This is a genomic window from Modestobacter marinus, from assembly GCF_011758655.1.
Classification (GTDB): Bacteria; Actinomycetota; Actinomycetes; order Mycobacteriales; family Geodermatophilaceae; genus Modestobacter; species Modestobacter marinus.
On sequence record NZ_JAAMPA010000001.1, the window covers coordinates 1,410,920 to 1,427,340 of the forward strand.

General features: G+C 73.8%; 13 protein-coding genes. 8 read left to right on the forward strand and 5 right to left on the reverse strand.

Annotated features, from left to right (window positions below; all coding sequences use genetic code 11):
• Positions 1 to 79 precede the first annotated feature (79 nt).
• Both pgm and FB380_RS25860 read left to right on the forward strand, forming a co-directional pair.
• Complete coding sequence (pgm, locus tag FB380_RS06660; RefSeq protein ID WP_166754389.1) at positions 80 to 1,714, forward strand: phosphoglucomutase (alpha-D-glucose-1,6-bisphosphate-dependent); 1,635 nt, start codon at positions 80 to 82, stop codon at positions 1,712 to 1,714.
• Positions 1,715 to 1,805: 91 nt separating this feature from the next.
• A complete protein-coding gene (locus FB380_RS25860; protein ID WP_166754390.1) occupies positions 1,806 to 2,669 on the forward strand; it encodes a DUF559 domain-containing protein in 864 nt (287 codons plus the stop codon).
• 118 nt (positions 2,670 to 2,787) lie between these two features.
• Here the strand turns inward: FB380_RS25860 and glpK (FB380_RS06670) are convergent, their stop codons facing one another.
• The 4 genes from glpK (FB380_RS06670) to FB380_RS25865 all read right to left on the reverse strand — a co-directional run bounded on the left by glpK (FB380_RS06670) (position 2,788) and on the right by FB380_RS25865 (position 7,420).
• On the reverse strand, positions 2,788 to 4,305 hold the full coding sequence (glpK, locus tag FB380_RS06670) for a glycerol kinase GlpK (protein WP_166754391.1): 1,518 nt from the start codon (positions 4,303 to 4,305) through the stop codon (positions 2,788 to 2,790).
• Between the two features lie 25 nt (positions 4,306 to 4,330).
• Positions 4,331 to 5,071 (reverse strand): MIP/aquaporin family protein, encoded by a 741-nt coding sequence (locus FB380_RS06675; protein ID WP_229681765.1) that lies wholly within the window; start codon positions 5,069 to 5,071, stop codon positions 4,331 to 4,333.
• Positions 5,072 to 5,229: 158 nt separating this feature from the next.
• Entirely contained in the window at positions 5,230 to 6,732 is a 1,503-nt protein-coding gene (glpK, locus tag FB380_RS06680; RefSeq protein ID WP_166754392.1) for a glycerol kinase GlpK, read from the reverse strand.
• Entirely contained in the window at positions 6,725 to 7,420 is a 696-nt protein-coding gene (locus FB380_RS25865; RefSeq protein ID WP_166754393.1) for an IclR family transcriptional regulator, read from the reverse strand. Before FB380_RS25865 ends, glpK (FB380_RS06680) begins: the two co-directional genes overlap by 8 nt.
• Positions 7,421 to 7,580: 160 nt before the next feature.
• On the opposite strand from FB380_RS25865, the gene FB380_RS06690 reads away from it, so the two are divergent.
• From FB380_RS06690 to FB380_RS06705, 4 genes are all read left to right on the forward strand, one after another.
• Positions 7,581 to 9,311: a glycerol-3-phosphate dehydrogenase/oxidase gene (locus tag FB380_RS06690; RefSeq protein ID WP_166754394.1), complete on the forward strand. Its 1,731-nt coding sequence runs from the start codon at positions 7,581 to 7,583 to the stop codon at positions 9,309 to 9,311.
• A 122-nt stretch (positions 9,312 to 9,433) separates the two neighbouring features.
• Positions 9,434 to 10,060 (forward strand): TetR/AcrR family transcriptional regulator, encoded by a 627-nt coding sequence (locus tag FB380_RS06695; RefSeq protein ID WP_166754395.1) that lies wholly within the window; start codon positions 9,434 to 9,436, stop codon positions 10,058 to 10,060.
• Positions 10,061 to 10,082: 22 nt separating this feature from the next.
• Positions 10,083 to 12,323: an MMPL family transporter gene (locus FB380_RS06700; RefSeq protein ID WP_166754396.1), complete on the forward strand. Its 2,241-nt coding sequence runs from the start codon at positions 10,083 to 10,085 to the stop codon at positions 12,321 to 12,323.
• A 33-nt stretch (positions 12,324 to 12,356) separates the two neighbouring features.
• A complete protein-coding gene (locus FB380_RS06705; RefSeq protein WP_166754397.1) occupies positions 12,357 to 13,445 on the forward strand; it encodes a M20 family metallopeptidase in 1,089 nt (362 codons plus the stop codon).
• 38 nt (positions 13,446 to 13,483) lie between these two features.
• On the opposite strand, the gene FB380_RS06710 is transcribed toward FB380_RS06705, so the two are convergent.
• Positions 13,484 to 14,488 (reverse strand): LacI family DNA-binding transcriptional regulator, encoded by a 1,005-nt coding sequence (locus FB380_RS06710; protein ID WP_166754398.1) that lies wholly within the window; start codon positions 14,486 to 14,488, stop codon positions 13,484 to 13,486.
• Positions 14,489 to 14,690: 202 nt separating this feature from the next.
• On the opposite strand from FB380_RS06710, the gene FB380_RS06715 reads away from it, so the two are divergent.
• Both FB380_RS06715 and FB380_RS06720 read left to right on the forward strand, forming a co-directional pair.
• On the forward strand, positions 14,691 to 15,530 hold the full coding sequence (locus tag FB380_RS06715) for a BtpA/SgcQ family protein (RefSeq protein WP_166754399.1): 840 nt from the start codon (positions 14,691 to 14,693) through the stop codon (positions 15,528 to 15,530).
• On the forward strand, positions 15,473 to 16,417 hold the full coding sequence (locus FB380_RS06720; protein WP_166754400.1) for a carbohydrate kinase family protein: 945 nt from the start codon (positions 15,473 to 15,475) through the stop codon (positions 16,415 to 16,417). Before FB380_RS06715 ends, FB380_RS06720 begins: the two co-directional genes overlap by 58 nt.
• Positions 16,418 to 16,421 lie beyond the last annotated feature (4 nt).

The window sequence follows — 16,421 nt, forward strand, 5'->3', positions numbered from 1 at the left end:
GCTCGGGTCGGCCCATCGGGTCGGCCCATCGGGTGAGCCCGGGTCGCGGTGCACCGGCCGACGGCGCGAAGATCAGCGCATGAGCTCCGACCGCGCCGGCCAGCCCGCCCAGCCCTCCGACCTGGTCGACGTCCCGCACCTGCTCACCGCGTACTACACGGTCGAGCCGGACCCGCAGGACGTCGCGCAGCAGGTCACCTTCGGCACCTCCGGGCACCGGGGCTCCTCGCTGGACGGTGCGTTCAACGAGCCGCACATCCTGGCCACCACCCAGGCGATCTGCGAGTACCGCGCCCAGCAGGGCTTCGACGGCCCGCTGTTCGTCGGCCGGGACACCCACGGCCTCTCCGAGCCGGCCTGGGTCAGCGCGCTGGAGGTGCTGGCCGCCAACGACGTCACCGTCCTGGTCGACGCCGCCGACCGGTACACCCCGACCCCGGCGGTCAGCCACGCCATCCTCACCGCCAACCGCGGGAAGACCTCCGGGCTGGCCGACGGCATCGTCGTCACACCGTCGCACAACCCGCCCCGGGACGGCGGCTTCAAGTACAACCCGCCGTCCGGCGGCCCGGCCGACACCGACGCCACCGGCTGGATCGCGAAGCGGGCCAACGAGCTGCTGGCGGCCGGGCTGGACGGCGTGAAGCGCATCCCGTTCGCCCGGGCCCGCGCCGCCGCGCAGTCCTACGACTTCCTCGGCACCTACGTCGACGACCTGCCCACCGTGCTCGACCTCGACGCGATCCGCAGCGCCGGCGTGCGCATCGGCGCCGATCCGCTCGGGGGCGCGAGCGTCGACTACTGGGGGGCCATCGCCGAGCGGCACCGCCTCGACCTCACCGTGGTCAACCCGCTGGTCGACCCGACCTGGCGCTTCATGACGCTGGACTGGGACGGCAAGATCCGGATGGACTGCTCCTCCCCGTCCGCGATGGCCTCGCTGATCGCCCAGAAGGACGCCTTCCAGATCGCCACCGGCAACGACGCCGACGCCGACCGGCACGGCATCGTCACCCCCGACGGCGGGCTGATGAACCCCAACCACTTCCTCGCCGTGGCGATCTCCTACCTGTTCAGCCACCGGCCGGAGTGGGGTGCGGGCACCGCCGTCGGCAAGACCCTGGTGTCCTCCTCGCTCATCGACCGGGTGGTGGCCGACCTGGGCCGGCAGCTCGTCGAGGTGCCGGTCGGCTTCAAGTGGTTCGTGCCCGGGCTGCTCGACGGCTCGGTCGGCTTCGGTGGCGAGGAGTCGGCCGGGGCGTCGTTCCTCCGCCGCGACGGCGGGGTGTGGACGACGGACAAGGACGGCATCCTGCTCGCCCTGCTGGCCTCGGAGATCCAGGCAGTGACCGGAAGCTCGCCCTCGGAGCTGCATGCGTCACTGACGGAACGGTTCGGCGAGTCGGCCTACGCCCGGGTCGACGCAGCAGCCACCCGGGAGGAGAAGGCCGCACTCGGCAAGCTCTCCCCGGACGCCGTCACCGCCACCGAACTGGCGGGCGAGCCGATCACCGCCAAGCTCACCCGCGCCCCGGGCAACGACGCCGCGATCGGCGGGCTGAAGGTCACCACCGAGAACGCCTGGTTCGCCGCCCGCCCCTCGGGCACCGAGGACGTCTACAAGGTCTACGCCGAGTCCTTCAAGGGCGCCGACCACCTCGCCCAGGTCCAGGAGGAGGCCAAGGCCGTCGTCTCCGCCGCCCTCACCCCCTGACCACACCCCCCGGGGCAGAAATGGCCATTTCTGCCCGGGGGCCTGTGGACGGCGGCGAGGGTGCCTGCGGCGGATCGGCCAGGCTGCCCTGGTGTCCAGTCGTGTCAGCCGGCTGACCGGCGTCTTCGTCGGCAGCCATGCCGTCGCGCAGGGTGCTGTCACGGCCAAGGAACTGCGCTCGTTGGGCTACCGCCGACTGGTGCAGGGCGTCTACGCGGACCCAGCGCTTCCCCTGGACCACCGGCTCCGGTGTCGAGGCGTCGCGCTCCTGCTGCCGCCGGGCGCGGCCATCGGGGGGCACTCAGCCGCTGCCTGGCACGGCGCACCGTTCGCCGGACCCAACGACCCGGTGACAGTGGTGCGACCGGCGAGCGTCGAGTGGAAGGGGCCGCGCCAGGTGCGCGTCCACCGCGGACCGCTCGGCCCGATGGACGTCGAACGCGTCGACGGCGTTCCGATCACCACGGCTGCACGGACGGCGTGGGACGTCGCGGCTCTCGAGCCCCTCGGTACGGCGGTCGCTGCCCTCGATGCGATGGTCCGGTCGGGAGCGGTGACCGAGCGACAACTCACCGAGATGGTGGATGCCGGGGGCAACCGCTGGGGTGTGAGCCGGGTGCGGCGAGCAGTGCCCCTGGTGGATCCACGCGCGGAGTCCGCCCCTGAGTCGAAGGTGCGGGTCGCCGCCGTGCTCGCAGGTCTGGCGCCCGTGCCGCAGCTCCTGGTCATCGAGGGCGGGGTGTTCCTGGGCAGGGTCGACCTCGGGTGGCCGGAGGTCAGGCTCGCTGTCGAGTACGAGGGCGCCCACCACTTCGACGCCGAGCAGATCGTGCGGGACGACGAGCGCTACGCCGCGATGATCGCAGCGGGCTGGCGGGTCATCCGGCTCTCGTCGACCGACCTGCGGGACCTGGACGGCGTCGTCCGTCGGATCCACGCCGCCCTCACGACCTGACCCCCCGGGCAGAAATGGCCATTTCTGCCCGGGGGCGCTCCCGGGCGGGTCGGGGGCCGGACGCAGGACAGGCCCGCCGGGTGGTCCCGGCGGGCCTGTCGTGCTCAGCGGTCGGGCGTCAGCTGACGTCCTCGTCGACCCAGTCCAGCGACTTGGTGACCGCCTTCTGCCAGTTGCGGTAGTAGCGCTCGCGGTCCTCCTCGGCCATCTGCGGCTCCCAGCGCTTGTCCTCGGCCCACTTGGCGGTGAGCTCGTCGAGGTCGGACCAGAAGCCGACGGCGAGCCCGGCGGCGTAGGCGGCGCCCAGCGCCGTCGTCTCGGCGATCTTCGGCCGGATCACCGGGACGCCGAGCAGGTCGGCCTGGAACTGCATGAGCAGCTCGTTGCCGACCATGCCGCCGTCCACCCGGAGCTCGGTGAGGTCGACCCCGGAGTCGGCGTTCATCGCGTCCAGCACCTCGCGGGTCTGGTAGGCAGTGGCCTCCAGGACGGCGCGGGCCAGGTGCCCCTTGTTGACGAACCGGGTGAGCCCGACGACGGCGCCGCGGGCGTCGGAGCGCCAGTGCGGGGCGAAGAGGCCGGAGAACGCCGGCACGAAGTAGGCGCCGCCGTTGTCGTCGACCGAGCGGGCCAGGTCCTCGATCTCCGGGGCGTTCTTGATCATGCCCAGGTTGTCCCGGACCCACTGCACCAGCGAGCCGGTGACCGCGATCGACCCCTCCAGCGCGTACACCGGCTTGGCGTCGCCGAGCTGGTAGCACAGCGTGGTGAGCAGGCCGTTCTGCGACGGGACGGCTTCCTCGCCGGTGTTGAGGAGCATGAAGTTGCCGGTGCCGTAGGTGTTCTTGGCCATGCCCTTGGTGAAGCAGACCTGGCCGAAGGTGGCCGCCTGCTGGTCACCGAGCGAGCCGGCGATCGGCACCCCGGCGAGGAAGCCGGCCTTGCGGCCCTTGCCGTACTCCTCGGAGTTGGACCGGATCTCCGGGAGCATGGACATCGGGATGCCCATCTCCTCGGCGATGCCGGCGTCCCAGGCGAGCGTCCGGTAGTCCATCAGCATCGTGCGGGAGGCGTTGGAGACGTCGGTGAGGTGCAGCCCGCCGTCGGCTCCGCCGGTCATGTTCCAGATCAGCCAGGAGTCGATGGTGCCCATGAGCAGGTCGCCGCGCTCGGCCTTCTCCCGGGCGCCGTCGACGTTGTCCAGGATCCAGCGGACCTTGGGGCCGGCGAAGTAGGTGGCCAGCGGGAGGCCGACCTTGTCCTTGTACCGGTCGGCGCCGCCGCCCAGCGCGCCGAGCTCCTCGATGATCTTCGTCGTCCGGGTGTCCTGCCAGACGATGGCGTTGTAGACCGGCTGGCCGGTGTTCTTGTCCCACACCACCGCGGTCTCCCGCTGGTTGGTGATGCCGACGGCGACGATGTCGGAGTTGCTGGCGTTGCCACGGGCGAGGGCCTGGCCGACGACCTCGCGGGTGTTGGTCCAGATCTCGTTCGCGTCGTGCTCGACCCACCCGGCGCGCGGGAAGATCTGCTCGTGCTCCTTCTGGCCGACGGAGACGACGGCGCCGTCGTGGTCGAACAGCATGCAGCGGGTGCTGGTGGTGCCCTGGTCGATCGCGGCTACGTACTGGGCCATGGGGTTCCTCCTGAGCGGGATGGGATCAGATGCTGACGTGGGAGAGCAGGCCGGCGAGGACGGCGCCGATGATCGGGCCGACGATCGGCACCCAGGCGTAGCCCCAGTTGCTGTCGGTCTTGCCACGGATCGGCAGGATGGCGTGGGCGATGCGCGGGCCGAGGTCACGAGCCGGGTTGATGGCGTAGCCGGTCGGGCCACCCAGCGAGGCGCCGATGCCGACGACCAGCAGGGCGACGGCGAGCGGGCCGATCTCGGTGGGGGTGTCCCCGAACCGCAGGATGATGTAGACGAGGACGAAGGTGCCGACGACCTCGGTCACCACGTTGTCCTTGACCGTGCCGATGGCCGGGCCGGTCGCGAAGGTGCCCAGCTGGGTGCCGGCGGCCTCCGGGTCGTTGTAGTGCCCGTAGTAGGCGAAGTAGGCCACCACCGCGCCGAGGAAGGCGCCGACCAGCTGCCCGGCGAAGTACACCAGCGTGCTGCCGATGGTCACGTCGACGCCGGGGGCGTACTCGTCGGCACCGCTGACCCAGAGGCCGACGGTGACGGCGGGGTTGATGTGGGCACCGGAGCTGGCCCCGGCGAAGACGCCGGCGAAGACGGCGAGCCCCCAGCCGAAGATGATGACGATCCAGCCGCTGCCGTTGCCGTTCGTCTTGGGCAGCACGACGTTGGCCACCACACCGACGCCGAGCAGCAGCAGGATCCCGGTGCCGAGCACCTCACTGCCGAAGACGGTCCACAGACCGATGGTTTCCTCCACCAGGCGCTCCTCACGACGGGTCCGCGGCGTCGCGGACCGTGCGGTTCAGGGGGCGAGCGTGTGGCGGTGATCACCACACGTCCCGTCGTGCCAGGACCGTAGGAGTTGGCATGTGAGCTGGACAACAGTCGGAGTCCGACATGGTCGTACCGACCGGATCAGGGGGCTCCCCAAGCGATGCTGAGCTCCACCGCCCGCTCCCAGCGGGGGTACTCCGCGGTCAACGCCCGGGCACGCTCCGGAGTGGGCGTCCACTGCGCGGACCGGTGCCAGTTCCGGCGCAGCGCCTCGACGTCGGACCACACCCCGACCGCCAGCCCCGCCGCGTAGGCCGCCCCCAGCGACACCGTCTCCCCCACCATCGGCCGCACCACCGGGGTGTCCAGCGCGTCGGCGACGAACTGCATCAGCAGGTTGTTGGTGGTCATCCCGCCGTCCACCCGCAGGGCCGGCAGTGAGAGCCCGGAGTCGGCGGCCATCGCCTGCACCACGTCCCGGGTCTGCCAGCCGGTGGCCTCCAGCACCGCCCGGGCCAGGTGCCCCTTGGTGACGTAGGAGGTGAGGCCGGCGACCAGGCCGCGGGCCTCACCCCGCCAGTGCGGGGCCAGCAGGCCGGAGAACGCCGGGACGACGTAGCAGCCGCCGTTGTCGCCCACTGTGCGCGCCAGGGTCTCCACCTCCGCGGCCGACCCGATCAGGCCCAGTCCGTCGCGCAGCCACTGCACCAGCGCCCCGGCGACGGCGACCGACCCCTCCAGCGCGTACCGGACCGGCTCCCCGGCCAGCTGGTAGGCCACCGTGCTGATCGACCCGGAGCGGGTGCGCACCAGCTCGGTGCCGGTGTTCTGCAGCAGGAAGCTGCCCGTGCCGTAGGTGCACTTGGCCTCACCGGGGGCGAAGCAGGCCTGGCCGAACAGCGCCGCCTGCTGGTCGCCCAGCGCACCGGCGATCGGCAGGGCCCGGTTCAGCGCGGTGGCCGAGCCCAGGACGCCGACCGAGGGCCGGATCTCCGGCAGCATCTGCGCCGGGATGTCGAAGAAGGCCAGCAGGTCGGGGTCCCACTCGCAGCTGCGGACGTCCATCAGCAGGGTGCGGCTGGCGTTGGTCACGTCGGTGACGTGGACGCCGCCGTCCGGCCCGCCGGTGAGGTTCCAGATCAGCCAGGTCTCCATCGTGCCGAACAGCAGCTCACCGCGTTCGGCACGCTCCCGGGCACGCGGCACGTGGTCGAGGATCCAGCGCAGCCGCGGGCCGGAGAAGTAGCCGGCGATCGCCATCCCGCTGCGCTCGGCCACCAGGCCGGCGTCGGGCCGGGCGGCCAGCTCGGTCACCAGGTCGGCCGTGCGGGTGTCCTGCCAGACCAGCGCCCGGGTGACCGGCCGGCCGGTCGCCCGGTCCCAGACCACGGTCGTCTCCCGCTGGTTGGCGATGCCCAGGGCCACGACGTCCCCGGCGTCGGGCACGTCGCCGAGCACCTGCGCGGCGGTCCGCTGGGTGTTCGCCCAGATCTCCATCGGGTCGTGCTCGACCCAGCCGGGGCGGGGGAAGTACTGGTGGTGCTCGCGCTGGCGGACGGCGACCATCCGGCCGCCCCGGTCGAACACCAGCGACCGGGTCGACGTCGTCCCCTGGTCCACGGCCAGCACGTAGCGGTCAGCCACCGCCGTGGCCCAGCTCCCGGGACACCGCGTGCGCGGCGTCGACGACCATGGCCAGCAGCAGGCTGCGCGGCGTGCCGCGGCCGTCGAACAGCGAGGTCAGCGGCCCGCTGACGCCCAGCGCGGCCACCACCAGGCCGCCCGCGTCGCGGACCGGGGCGGCGATCCCGCCCAGCCCCCGCTCGTGCTCGCCGCGCTCGGCCGCCCAGCCCTGCGTGCGGACCTCGGCGAGGTCGGCGGGGTGCCTGGGCGCGTACGCCAGCAGGACCCTGCCCAGGGCCGTGCTGCGCGCGGGCAGGGCGGTGCCGACCTCCAGCACCTGCGCGGAGTCGTCGGGCCGGAAGACGTGGTGGACGACGACGGCGTCCGTGCCGGTGAGGATGGCCAGCCGCACCGCGTGGCCGCTGCGGGCGGCCAGGGCGTCGGCCCAGTTCGAGGAGCGGGCCCGCAGCTCGTTGACGTCCAGGGAGCTGCCGAGCCGGAGCAGTCCCGGGCCCAGGGCGTACCGGCCGGTGGCCGGGTCCTGCTCCACGAAGCCGACGTGCAGCAGGGTGCGCAGCAGGCTGTGCGCCGTCGTCTTGGCCAGCCCGACCGCGGCGGCGATGTCGGTGACGCCCAGGGTGCCGCCGGACCCGGCCACCACGCGCAGGATCGCCGCTGCCCGCTCGATCGACTGCACGGTGCCCGGCACGGCGCCCGACGCTAGGCCATCGCGGGCCCGGACGGTGACCCAGCGCACCTGGGTTGTCCGACGATGTCAGACAGCGGCCGTCGACGGCCCCTCGCGGACCGACCTACCGTGGGGGCATCGTGAGCCGTCGTCGGCGACGGCCCGTACCGAGGAGTTCGCAATGACGGCAGTCCGCCCACTCGGTCCCGAGCAGCGCGCCCAGGCCTGGGCCGACCTCGCGGCCGGCGAGTTCGAGGTCCTGGTCATCGGTGGCGGGGTGACCGGCGCAGGTGTCGCGCTGGACGCGGCCACCCGCGGGCTCCGGACGGCGCTGGTCGAGGCCCGCGACTTCGCCAGCGGCACCTCCTCGCGCTCCTCCAAGCTCTTCCACGGGGGTCTGCGCTACCTGGAGCAGTTCGACTTCGGGCTGGTCCGGGAGGCGCTGCACGAGCGCGACCTGTCGGTGAACCGGATCGCCCCGCACCTGGTCAAGCCGGTGCCGTTCCTCTACCCGCTGACCCACCGCGGCTGGGAGCGGCCCTATGTCACCGCCGGGCTCGCGCTCTACGACGGGCTGGCCCGCCTGGGCGCACTGTCCGAGCCGATGCCCGCGCAGAAGCACCTGACCCGCACGGGTGCCCGCCGGATGTTCCCGGCGCTCAAGCCGGACGCCTTCGTCGGTGCGGTCCGCTACTACGACGCCCAGGCCGACGACGCGCGGCACACCCTGACGGTGGCCCGCACCGCCGCCGCCTACGGGGCCACCGTGCTCAACTCCGCCGAGGTCGTCTCCTTCGAGCACGCCGGTGGCCGGGTGGTCGGGGCGAAGGTGCGCGACGTCGAGACCGGCAACGAGGTCGACGTCTGCAGCGAGGTGGTCGTCAACGCCACCGGGGTGTGGACCGACGACGTCCAGACCCTGGTCGGTGGCCGCGGCCGGTTCCACGTGCGCGCCAGCAAGGGCGTGCACATCGTCGTCCCGCGGGACCGGATCAACGGCGAGGCCGGCCTGATCCTGCGCACCGAGAAGTCGGTGCTCTTCGTGATCCCGTGGGGCAGCCACTGGATCGTCGGGACGACCGACACCGACTGGGAGCTGGACAAGGCCCACCCGGCCGCCAGCAAGGCCGACATCGACTACATCCTCGAGCACGTCAACGAGGTGCTGTCGGTGCCGCTGACGCACGCCGACATCACCGGGGTCTACGCCGGCCTGCGCCCGCTGCTGTCCGGGGAGCAGGAGTCGACCAGCCAGCTCTCCCGGGAGCACGCCGTGGCCCGGCCGACGCCCGGCGTCATCGCCGTCGCCGGCGGCAAGTACACGACGTACCGGCCGATGGCCGCCGACGCCGTGGACGCCGTGGCCGAGGACGTCACCCGGCGGGTGCCGCCGAGCGTCACCGAGAACATCCCGCTGGTCGGCGCCGAGGGCTACGCGGCGATGGTCAACTCGCTCGACGGGCTCTCCGACCGCTGGGGCATCCCGCGGTTCCGCGCCGAGCACCTGCTCAACCGGTTCGGCTCGCAGACCCCCGAGGTGCTCGACCTCGCGGCCGACGCCCCCGAGCTGCTCGAGCCGGTGCCGGGCGCCGAGGAGTACCTGATGGTGGAGATGGTGTGGGGGGCCGCGCACGAGGCCGCCCTGCACCTGGACGACCTGCTGGCCCGGCGCACCCGGATCTCCATCGAGACCCCGCACCGCGGGGTCGACTGCGCCGAGCCGGTCGCCCGGGCGGTCGCCGGGGTGCTGGGCTGGGACGAGGAGCGGATCGCCAGCGAGGTCGAGAGCTACACGGCCCGGGTGGAGGCCGAGCGGCGGTCGCAGGAGGCGACCGGCGACCAGGAGGCCGACGCCGCACGGATCGCCGCCCCGGACACCCGCGCCGTCGCCGTCGGCCGCGCCCTGGGCTGAGCCCGGGCAGCTCGACGAGGCCGCCGTCTCCCCTCGGGAGGCGGCGGCCTCGTCGCGTCCGGGGCGGACTGTGACCCACCTCGCCTGTCGATGCACGGATGTATCCAATACAGTCCTGCATCGTGACGGACGTCGACGTGCAGCGGCCCAAGCGCCGCCGTGAGGCGACCGTCGAGCGGCTGCTGGACGCCGCCCTGCAGACCTTCGCCGAGCAGGGCTTCGCCGCGGCCAGCGTCGAGGACATCTGCAGCCGCGGCGGGTTCACCCGCGGCGCCTTCTACTCCAGCTTCCGCACCAAGGACGAGCTGTTCGAGGCCTTGATGACCCGCGAGGTCGAGCGGGACCTGGCGCGCGTCGCCGAGCTGCTCGCCGGCCTCGCCGACGAGCCGGACCCGCTCAGCGCCGCGGTCGACCGGGTGCTGAGCGCCTTCCGCTGCGACCGCACCTGGGCCCTGGTGGTCACCGAGTACACGCTGCACGCCGCCCGGCACCCCGAGGCCGCCGAGGTGCTGCGCCGGCACGACGAGCAGGTCGGGAGCCGGCTCGGCGAGCTCGTCGACCGGATGGCCGCGGAGGCGGGGCTGACCTTCACCCTCCCGGCCGCCGACCTCATCGGGGCGGCCACCGCGCTGCTCAGCGGCCTCACCGTCATGTCCCTCACCGCGCAGGGCGACCTCGAGCCCCTGCGCCGCACCGCCCTGCTCTCCCTCGTCCGTGGTGCCGTGTCGCGCCCGCCGACCACCCCCTGACCGGCTGAACCCAGGAGAACCGATGTCCACCCTGCTCTACCGGATCGGCCGCGCGGCCTACCGCCGTCGCGGGCTCTTCTCCGTGGCCTGGCTCGCCGTGCTCGGGCTCGTCGTCACCCTCTTCCTCACCATCGGCGGGGAGTTCGACGACGAGTTCACCATCCCCGGCTCGGAGTCCCAGGCCGCGCTCGACCGGCTCGACGAGGTCTCCCCCGCGGCGGCGGGCGCCGGCGCGCAGCTGGTGTTCGTCGCCCCCGAGGGCGCCACGGTGGCCGATCCCCAGTACGCCGCCGCGATCGCCGAGACCGTGGCCGCAGCCGGTCAGGTCGACCAGGTCGCCGGCGTGCAGGACCCCTTCGCCACCCAGTCGATCAGCCCGGACGGGCGGGCGGCCCTGGCCCCGGTGCAGTACGCGGTGCCGCCGCCCGAGCTCGGGGAGAACGCGCTGGAGGACCTGCAGGCGGCCACGGCCCCGGCCGCGGACGCGGGTCTGCAGGTCGAGGTCGGCGGCGCCGCCTTCAACACCGGTGCGGTCACCGTCGGTCCGCTGGAGCTCATCGGCGTGGTGGTCGCCGTGCTGGTCCTCGTCGTCACCTTCGGGTCGCTGCTCGCCGCCGGCATGAACCTGCTGACCGCCCTGGTCGGGGTGGGCATCGGGCTCACCGGGCTGCTGGCGACGTCCGGCGTCATCACGCTCTCCTCGACCGCCCCGACGCTGGCGCTGATGATCGGCCTGGCGGTCGGCATCGACTACACGCTGTTCATCCTGTCCCGGCACCGCTCCCAGCTGGCCGCCGGCATGGACCCCGAGGAGTCCGCCGGGCGGGCCGCCGGCACCGCCGGCTCCGCCGTCGTCTTCGCCGGCCTGACCGTGGTCATCGCGCTCTCCGGGCTCGCCGTCGTCGGCATCCCCTTCCTCACCGTCATGGGCCTGGGTGCCGCGGGCACCGTGCTGGTCGCCGTCCTGGTCGCGCTGACGCTGCTGCCCGCGCTGCTGGGCTTCGCCGGCGCCCGGCTCGTGCCCAAGCCCGGTTCCCGCGCCGCCCGCCGCGAGCAGGCGCTCGCCGAGCACGCCGGGACGCCGGCGCGCACCGGTGGCGCCCGCTGGGCCGCCTTCGTCACCCGCCGGCCGGTGCTGACCGTGCTGGTCACCGTCGTCGGCCTGCTGGTGGTCGCGATCCCCGCGCTGCAGCTGCGGCTGGCCCTGCCCGACGCCAGCACCGCCCCCGAGGAGAGCACCACCCGGCAGGCCTACGACGCGGTCAGCGAGTACTTCGGCCCCGGGGCCAACGGCCCGCTCATCGTCTTCCTCGACGGCCTGGAGCCGGCGACCGCCGAGCAGACGGCCGGCCAGGCGGCCGCCGCGATCGGCGGCACGCCGACCGGGCAGCCCGGTGAGTTCACCGGCGGGCTGGACGACGTCGCCTACGCCGTCCCGCAGGTGGTGGCCGACGGCACCGCCGCGATCGTGCAGGTGGTGCCGGAGAGCGGCCCGCAGGACGAGGCGACCACCGCGCTCGTGGCCGACCTGCGTGACCTCGGCGACGACCTGGCCGGCGACACCGGCGCCGACGTGACGGTGACCGGGCAGACCGCCGTCGCCATCGACGTCTCCGACCGGCTCGGCAACGCCCTGCTGCCGTTCACCCTGGTCGTCGTGGGCCTCGCCCTGGTCCTGCTGCTGCTGGTCTTCCGGTCCGTCCTGGTGCCGGTGAAGGCCGCGCTGGGCTTCCTGCTCTCGGTGGGCGCCTCGTTCGGTGCGGTCGTCGCGGTCTTCCAGTGGGGCTGGCTGATGGACGTCTTCGGGGTGCCGGCCACCGGCCCGGTCATCAGCTTCATGCCGATCCTGCTGATGGCGGTCCTCTTCGGCCTGGCCATGGACTACGAGGTCTTCCTCGTCTCCCGGATGCGCGAGGAGTTCGTGCACGGGGCCGAGCCGCGGGCGGCGGTGGTCGCCGGCATGCGGCACGCGTCCCGGGTGGTCGTCGCGGCCGCGCTGATCATGTTCTCGGTGTTCGGCAGCTTCGTGACCATCGAGGACGTGACCGTCAAGGCGATCGCGTTCGGCCTGGCCGTCGGCGTGCTGGTGGACGCCTTCATCGTCCGGATGACGCTGGTGCCGGCCGTGCTCGCGCTGCTGGGCCGTTCGGCCTGGTGGCTGCCGCGCTGGCTGGACCGGCTGCTGCCCGACCTGGACGTCGAGGGCGCGAAGCTGAGCCGGACGGTCGAGGCCGAGCGCACCCCGGAGCCGGTGGGCAGCTGAGCGGAGGGCAGGGGCGCGGGCCATGATCGGTCCATGAGCGCCCCTGCCCCGGACGTCGCCGAGCTGACCCGCGAGCTGGTGCGGGTTCCGACCGTCTCCGGCGACGCGGCCGCGCAGCGGGGCCTGCTCGGCCTGGTCACCGACGCGGCGACGGAGGCGGCCCCGCACCTGCGACGCATCGAGGGCCCCGACCGCGAGCAACCGTGGACCCTGCTCACCTCGGCGACCGACCCGGCGAGGCCGCGGCTGGTCATCGCCTGCCATGTCGACACGGTCCCGGCGAGCGATCCCGGCGGGTGGTCACGCGACCCGTTCGGGGCCGACCTGGACGGCGGCCGGATCTGGGGCCGGGGCGCCTCGGACATGAAGGCGGGGGTGGCGGCGGCGGTCGCAGCGCTGGCCGTGGCGGATCTGGAGACGCCGCTCGCCCTGCTGCTCACCAGCGACGAGGAGATCGGCTCCCGGGGTGCCGCCGCCGCGGCGGGGGCGGTGGCCGACCTGTCGGTGGGCGCCGTCATCGTCCCGGAGGCGACGGGCAACCGGGTGGTCCTGGGGCACCGCGGTGCGCTGTGGCTCGCCGTCCGGACCCGGGGCGTCGCCGCCCACGGGAGCACCCCCGAGCGCGGCCACAACGCCCTGCTGGACCTGGTCGCGGTGCTCGGCCGGGCGGACCGGGAGCTGCCGCTGACCAGTGAGCCCTTCCTGGGTGCCGAGACCTGGAACCCCGGCGTCCTGCGCGGCGGCACGGTGCCGAACGTCGTCCCCGACCGGGCGGAGGTGCTGATCGACCAGCGCACCGTGGGCACCGGCGCGCACCTCGCCGCCTGGTGGCGAGCACAGGCGGAGGTGGCGGAGGTCGACGTCCTGGTCGACCTCCCGGCAGTGCGCACGCCGGCCGACGATCCCTGGGTGGCCGGCCTGCCGGTCGAGGCGCAGGCGGCACCGGCCACCTACTTCACCGACGCCTCCGTGCTCACCGCGGTCACCGGCGGCGCACCGGTCGTCGTGTGGGGGCCGGGCACCCCCGCGGTGATGCACGCCGTCGACGAGCACGTCGAGGTGGTGGAGGCGGAGCAGGCCGCCGCCGCGTTCGCCGCCGTCCTCGCCCGCTGGCCGCGGTGACCGGTTCCACGTGGAACCCGCGGCGGCGGGTCGTCGGGTCAGCGGCTGGTGCTCGACCGGACGGTGAGCGAGGGCCGTAGCGCCACCCGTGAGGGCGGCGCCTCCTGCGCACCCAGCACCCGCGACAGCAGGCGCACCGCCTCCGCCGCGATCTCCGCCTGCGGCTGCCGGACGGTGGTCAGCGGCGGATGGCTCAGCGCCGCGAACGGGATGTCGTCGAACCCGGTGACCAGCAGGTCGCGGGGGACGTCGACGCCGGCCGCCGCGCACGCCTGCAGCATCCCCAGGGCGATCAGGTCGTCGGCGCAGACGACGGCGTCCGGTCGTGGTCCGGCGGCGAGCAGGGTGACGGCGGCCTGCCGTCCCCACTCGATCGAGTACTCGCCCAGCAGGACGTCCTCCTCGCGCACCGCGATGCCCAGGCGTTCGGCGTGCCGGTGGAAACCCGCGACCCGCAGTTCGGTCGAGGAGTTGGTGAGCTGCGAGCTGACGAACGCGGCGGAGCGGACGCCGCGGTCGGCCAGGTGCTCCATGACCAGCTCCAGCGCTGCGTCGTCGTCGACCCCGACCCAGTCGCTGTCCACCCCGGTGACGTAGCGGTCGACCTGGACCAGGGGCAACTCGTCCGCGGCCCGCCGCACCGCCGTCGTGCTCAGGCTGCCGTGCACCGGGCTGATGATGATGCCGTCGACCTGGCGGGCGACCAGGCTGCGCAGTCGCTGCGCCTCCAGCTCCGGGTCCGACCGGGAGGAGCACAGGAACAGCTGACGGCCGGCGTCCTGCAGGGCGTGCTCGACGTGCTCGACGAGGCCGGTGAAGAAGGGGTTGGCGATGCTGGGCACCACCATGCCGACCGTGTCGGTGCGGCTGCGGCGCAGCGCGCTGGCGATGCCGTTCCCGGCGTAGCCGAGTTCGTCCGCGGCGCGCCGGACCTGGTCGACGACGGCCGGGGAGACCGGCTTGGCCCCGGACAGGGCGCGGGAGACCGTGGCGGTCGACACCTGGGCCAGCTCGGCGACGTCGCGGATGGTCACCCTCGCCACGCGCCCTCCTCTGTCGCCTCGATTGACCGGGTCATCATCGCCGACCGCGCGTGCGGGAGCGTGCCGCACGCCCGTGTCGAACGGATGACGCCCGGCCGACCAGCGGAAACACGAATGTAAACGATTGCCTATTGACGGCACCACGGGGTCCGCCACTAGCGTTCCCCTCGTTGTGCAATCGATTACCTGGATGGGTGTGGACATGGCAGCGCAGCTCGGTGTGTACCCCCGCAAGCCCTCGGCGATGGCCGAGCTCTTCGGCACGGAGAAGACGCTCGTGGGTGCAGTGCACCTGCCTCCGCTGCCCGGGAGCCCCTCCTACCGCGGCCAGTCGGTGGCCGAGCTGTGCCGGTTCGCCGTCGAGGAGGCGCAGGCCTACGTCGGCAACGGCTTCGACACCGTGATCGTGGAGAACCACTGGGACCTGCCGTTCCTCAAGCCGGGGGAGCACGGGTACGAGGTGGCCGCGACGATGGGCGTGATCACCGCCGCCGTCGTCGCCGAGCTCGGCGCGAAGGTCGGGGTCAGCGTGCTGTCCAACGCGGGCCAGTGCTCGGTCGCCGCCGCCTGGGCCGCCGGGGCCGGCTGGGTCCGGGTCAACCAGTGGGCCAACGCCTACGTGGCCAACGAGGGGATCATCGAGGGCCAGGCGGCCAGCACCACCCGGTACCGGCACGCGATCGGGGCCGACCCGGTGAGGGTCTTCGCCGACGTGCACGTCAAGCACGGGGCGCACGCCATCGTCGCCGACCGCACGCTGGCCGAGCAGACCGAGGACGCCGAGTTCTTCGACGCCGACGTCCTGATCGCCACCGGCTCGCGCACCGGGCACCCGACGTCGGTGGCCGAGGTCGTGGGCATCCGCGACCACACCCAGCTCCCCGTGGTCATCGGCAGCGGCATCGACCCGACCAACGTCGGTCCGCTGCTCGCCGAGTGCGACGGCGCGATCGTCGCCTCCGCCGCCAAGGAGAACAGCCGCTGGTGGGGCCGGGTCGACCCGGAGAAGGTGCGCGCCGTCGCCCGGGCCGCCGGCCGGTGATCGTCTTCTGCGGGTACGCCAACCTCGACGTGGTCGGCCGGGTGCCCCACGTGCCGCGTCCCGACGAGCGGGTGCACGCCGTCACCGTGGAGCACCTCCCGGGCGGGATGGCCGCCAACGCCGCCGTCGCCGCGGCCCGCGCCGGTGCCCAGGTCGCCTTCGCCGGCGTGGTCGGCGACGACCCGCTGTCGGCCCGGTTCCTCGCCGAGCTCGCCGCGGAGGGCATCGACACCGGGTGGACCGACCGCACCGGCTTCCTGTCCACCGCGATCGTGCTGGTGGACGGCGCCGGCCGGCGGTCGGTGGTGAGCGAGGACGACGCCCTGGGCTCTGCCCACGTGACCGCGGTCGCCGACCGGCTGGCTGCCGACGGCGGGCTGCTCTACCTCGACGGCTACCGCGCGGCCGAGCTCGAGGGGGCCGCCCGGGCCGGGGTCCGCCTGGCCGTCGACCTCGACGGGTGCGACGACCCAGGCGTCGCGCTCGCTGCGATGCACGCCGCCGACCACGTCGTCGTCGGGCGCCGGCGGCTCACCGAGCTGCTGGCGGTGCCGGCTGACCAGTGGGCCGCACTCTCCCGCACCGCCGGGGTCACGCTCGTGGTCACCGACGGGGCGCGCGGCTGGTCGCTGCACCAGCCCGACGGCCCGGCGGTGGCCGGGCCGGCGCTCGAGGTCGAGGTCGTCGACGACACCGGGGCCGGCGACTGCTTCACCGGCACCTACCTGGCCGCGCTGGCGGCCGGTGCCTCCCCGTCCACCGCGGCGACCCGGGCCGGGGTCGCCGCGAGCCTGTCCTGCACCGTCCCGGGCGCCCGCGCCGCGCCGGCCCCCGACCTCGTCGACGCAGCGCTGGCCGGGACCCCGGCCGGCTCGCCTGCCACCTGACGCA

What these genes read in the sequence shown, in the direction of transcription:
- pgm (WP_166754389.1), top strand. Translation starts at nt 80, where the DNA reads ATGAGCTCCGACCGCGCCGGCCAGCCCGCCCAGCCCTCCGACCTGGTC.
- glpK (WP_166754391.1), bottom strand. Translation starts at nt 4,305, where the DNA reads ATGGCCCAGTACGTAGCCGCGATCGACCAGGGCACCACCAGCACCCGC.
- FB380_RS06690 (WP_166754394.1), top strand. Translation starts at nt 7,581, where the DNA reads ATGACGGCAGTCCGCCCACTCGGTCCCGAGCAGCGCGCCCAGGCCTGG.
- FB380_RS06700 (WP_166754396.1), top strand. Translation starts at nt 10,083, where the DNA reads ATGTCCACCCTGCTCTACCGGATCGGCCGCGCGGCCTACCGCCGTCGC.
- FB380_RS06705 (WP_166754397.1), top strand. Translation starts at nt 12,357, where the DNA reads ATGAGCGCCCCTGCCCCGGACGTCGCCGAGCTGACCCGCGAGCTGGTG.
- FB380_RS06715 (WP_166754399.1), top strand. Translation starts at nt 14,691, where the DNA reads ATGGCAGCGCAGCTCGGTGTGTACCCCCGCAAGCCCTCGGCGATGGCC.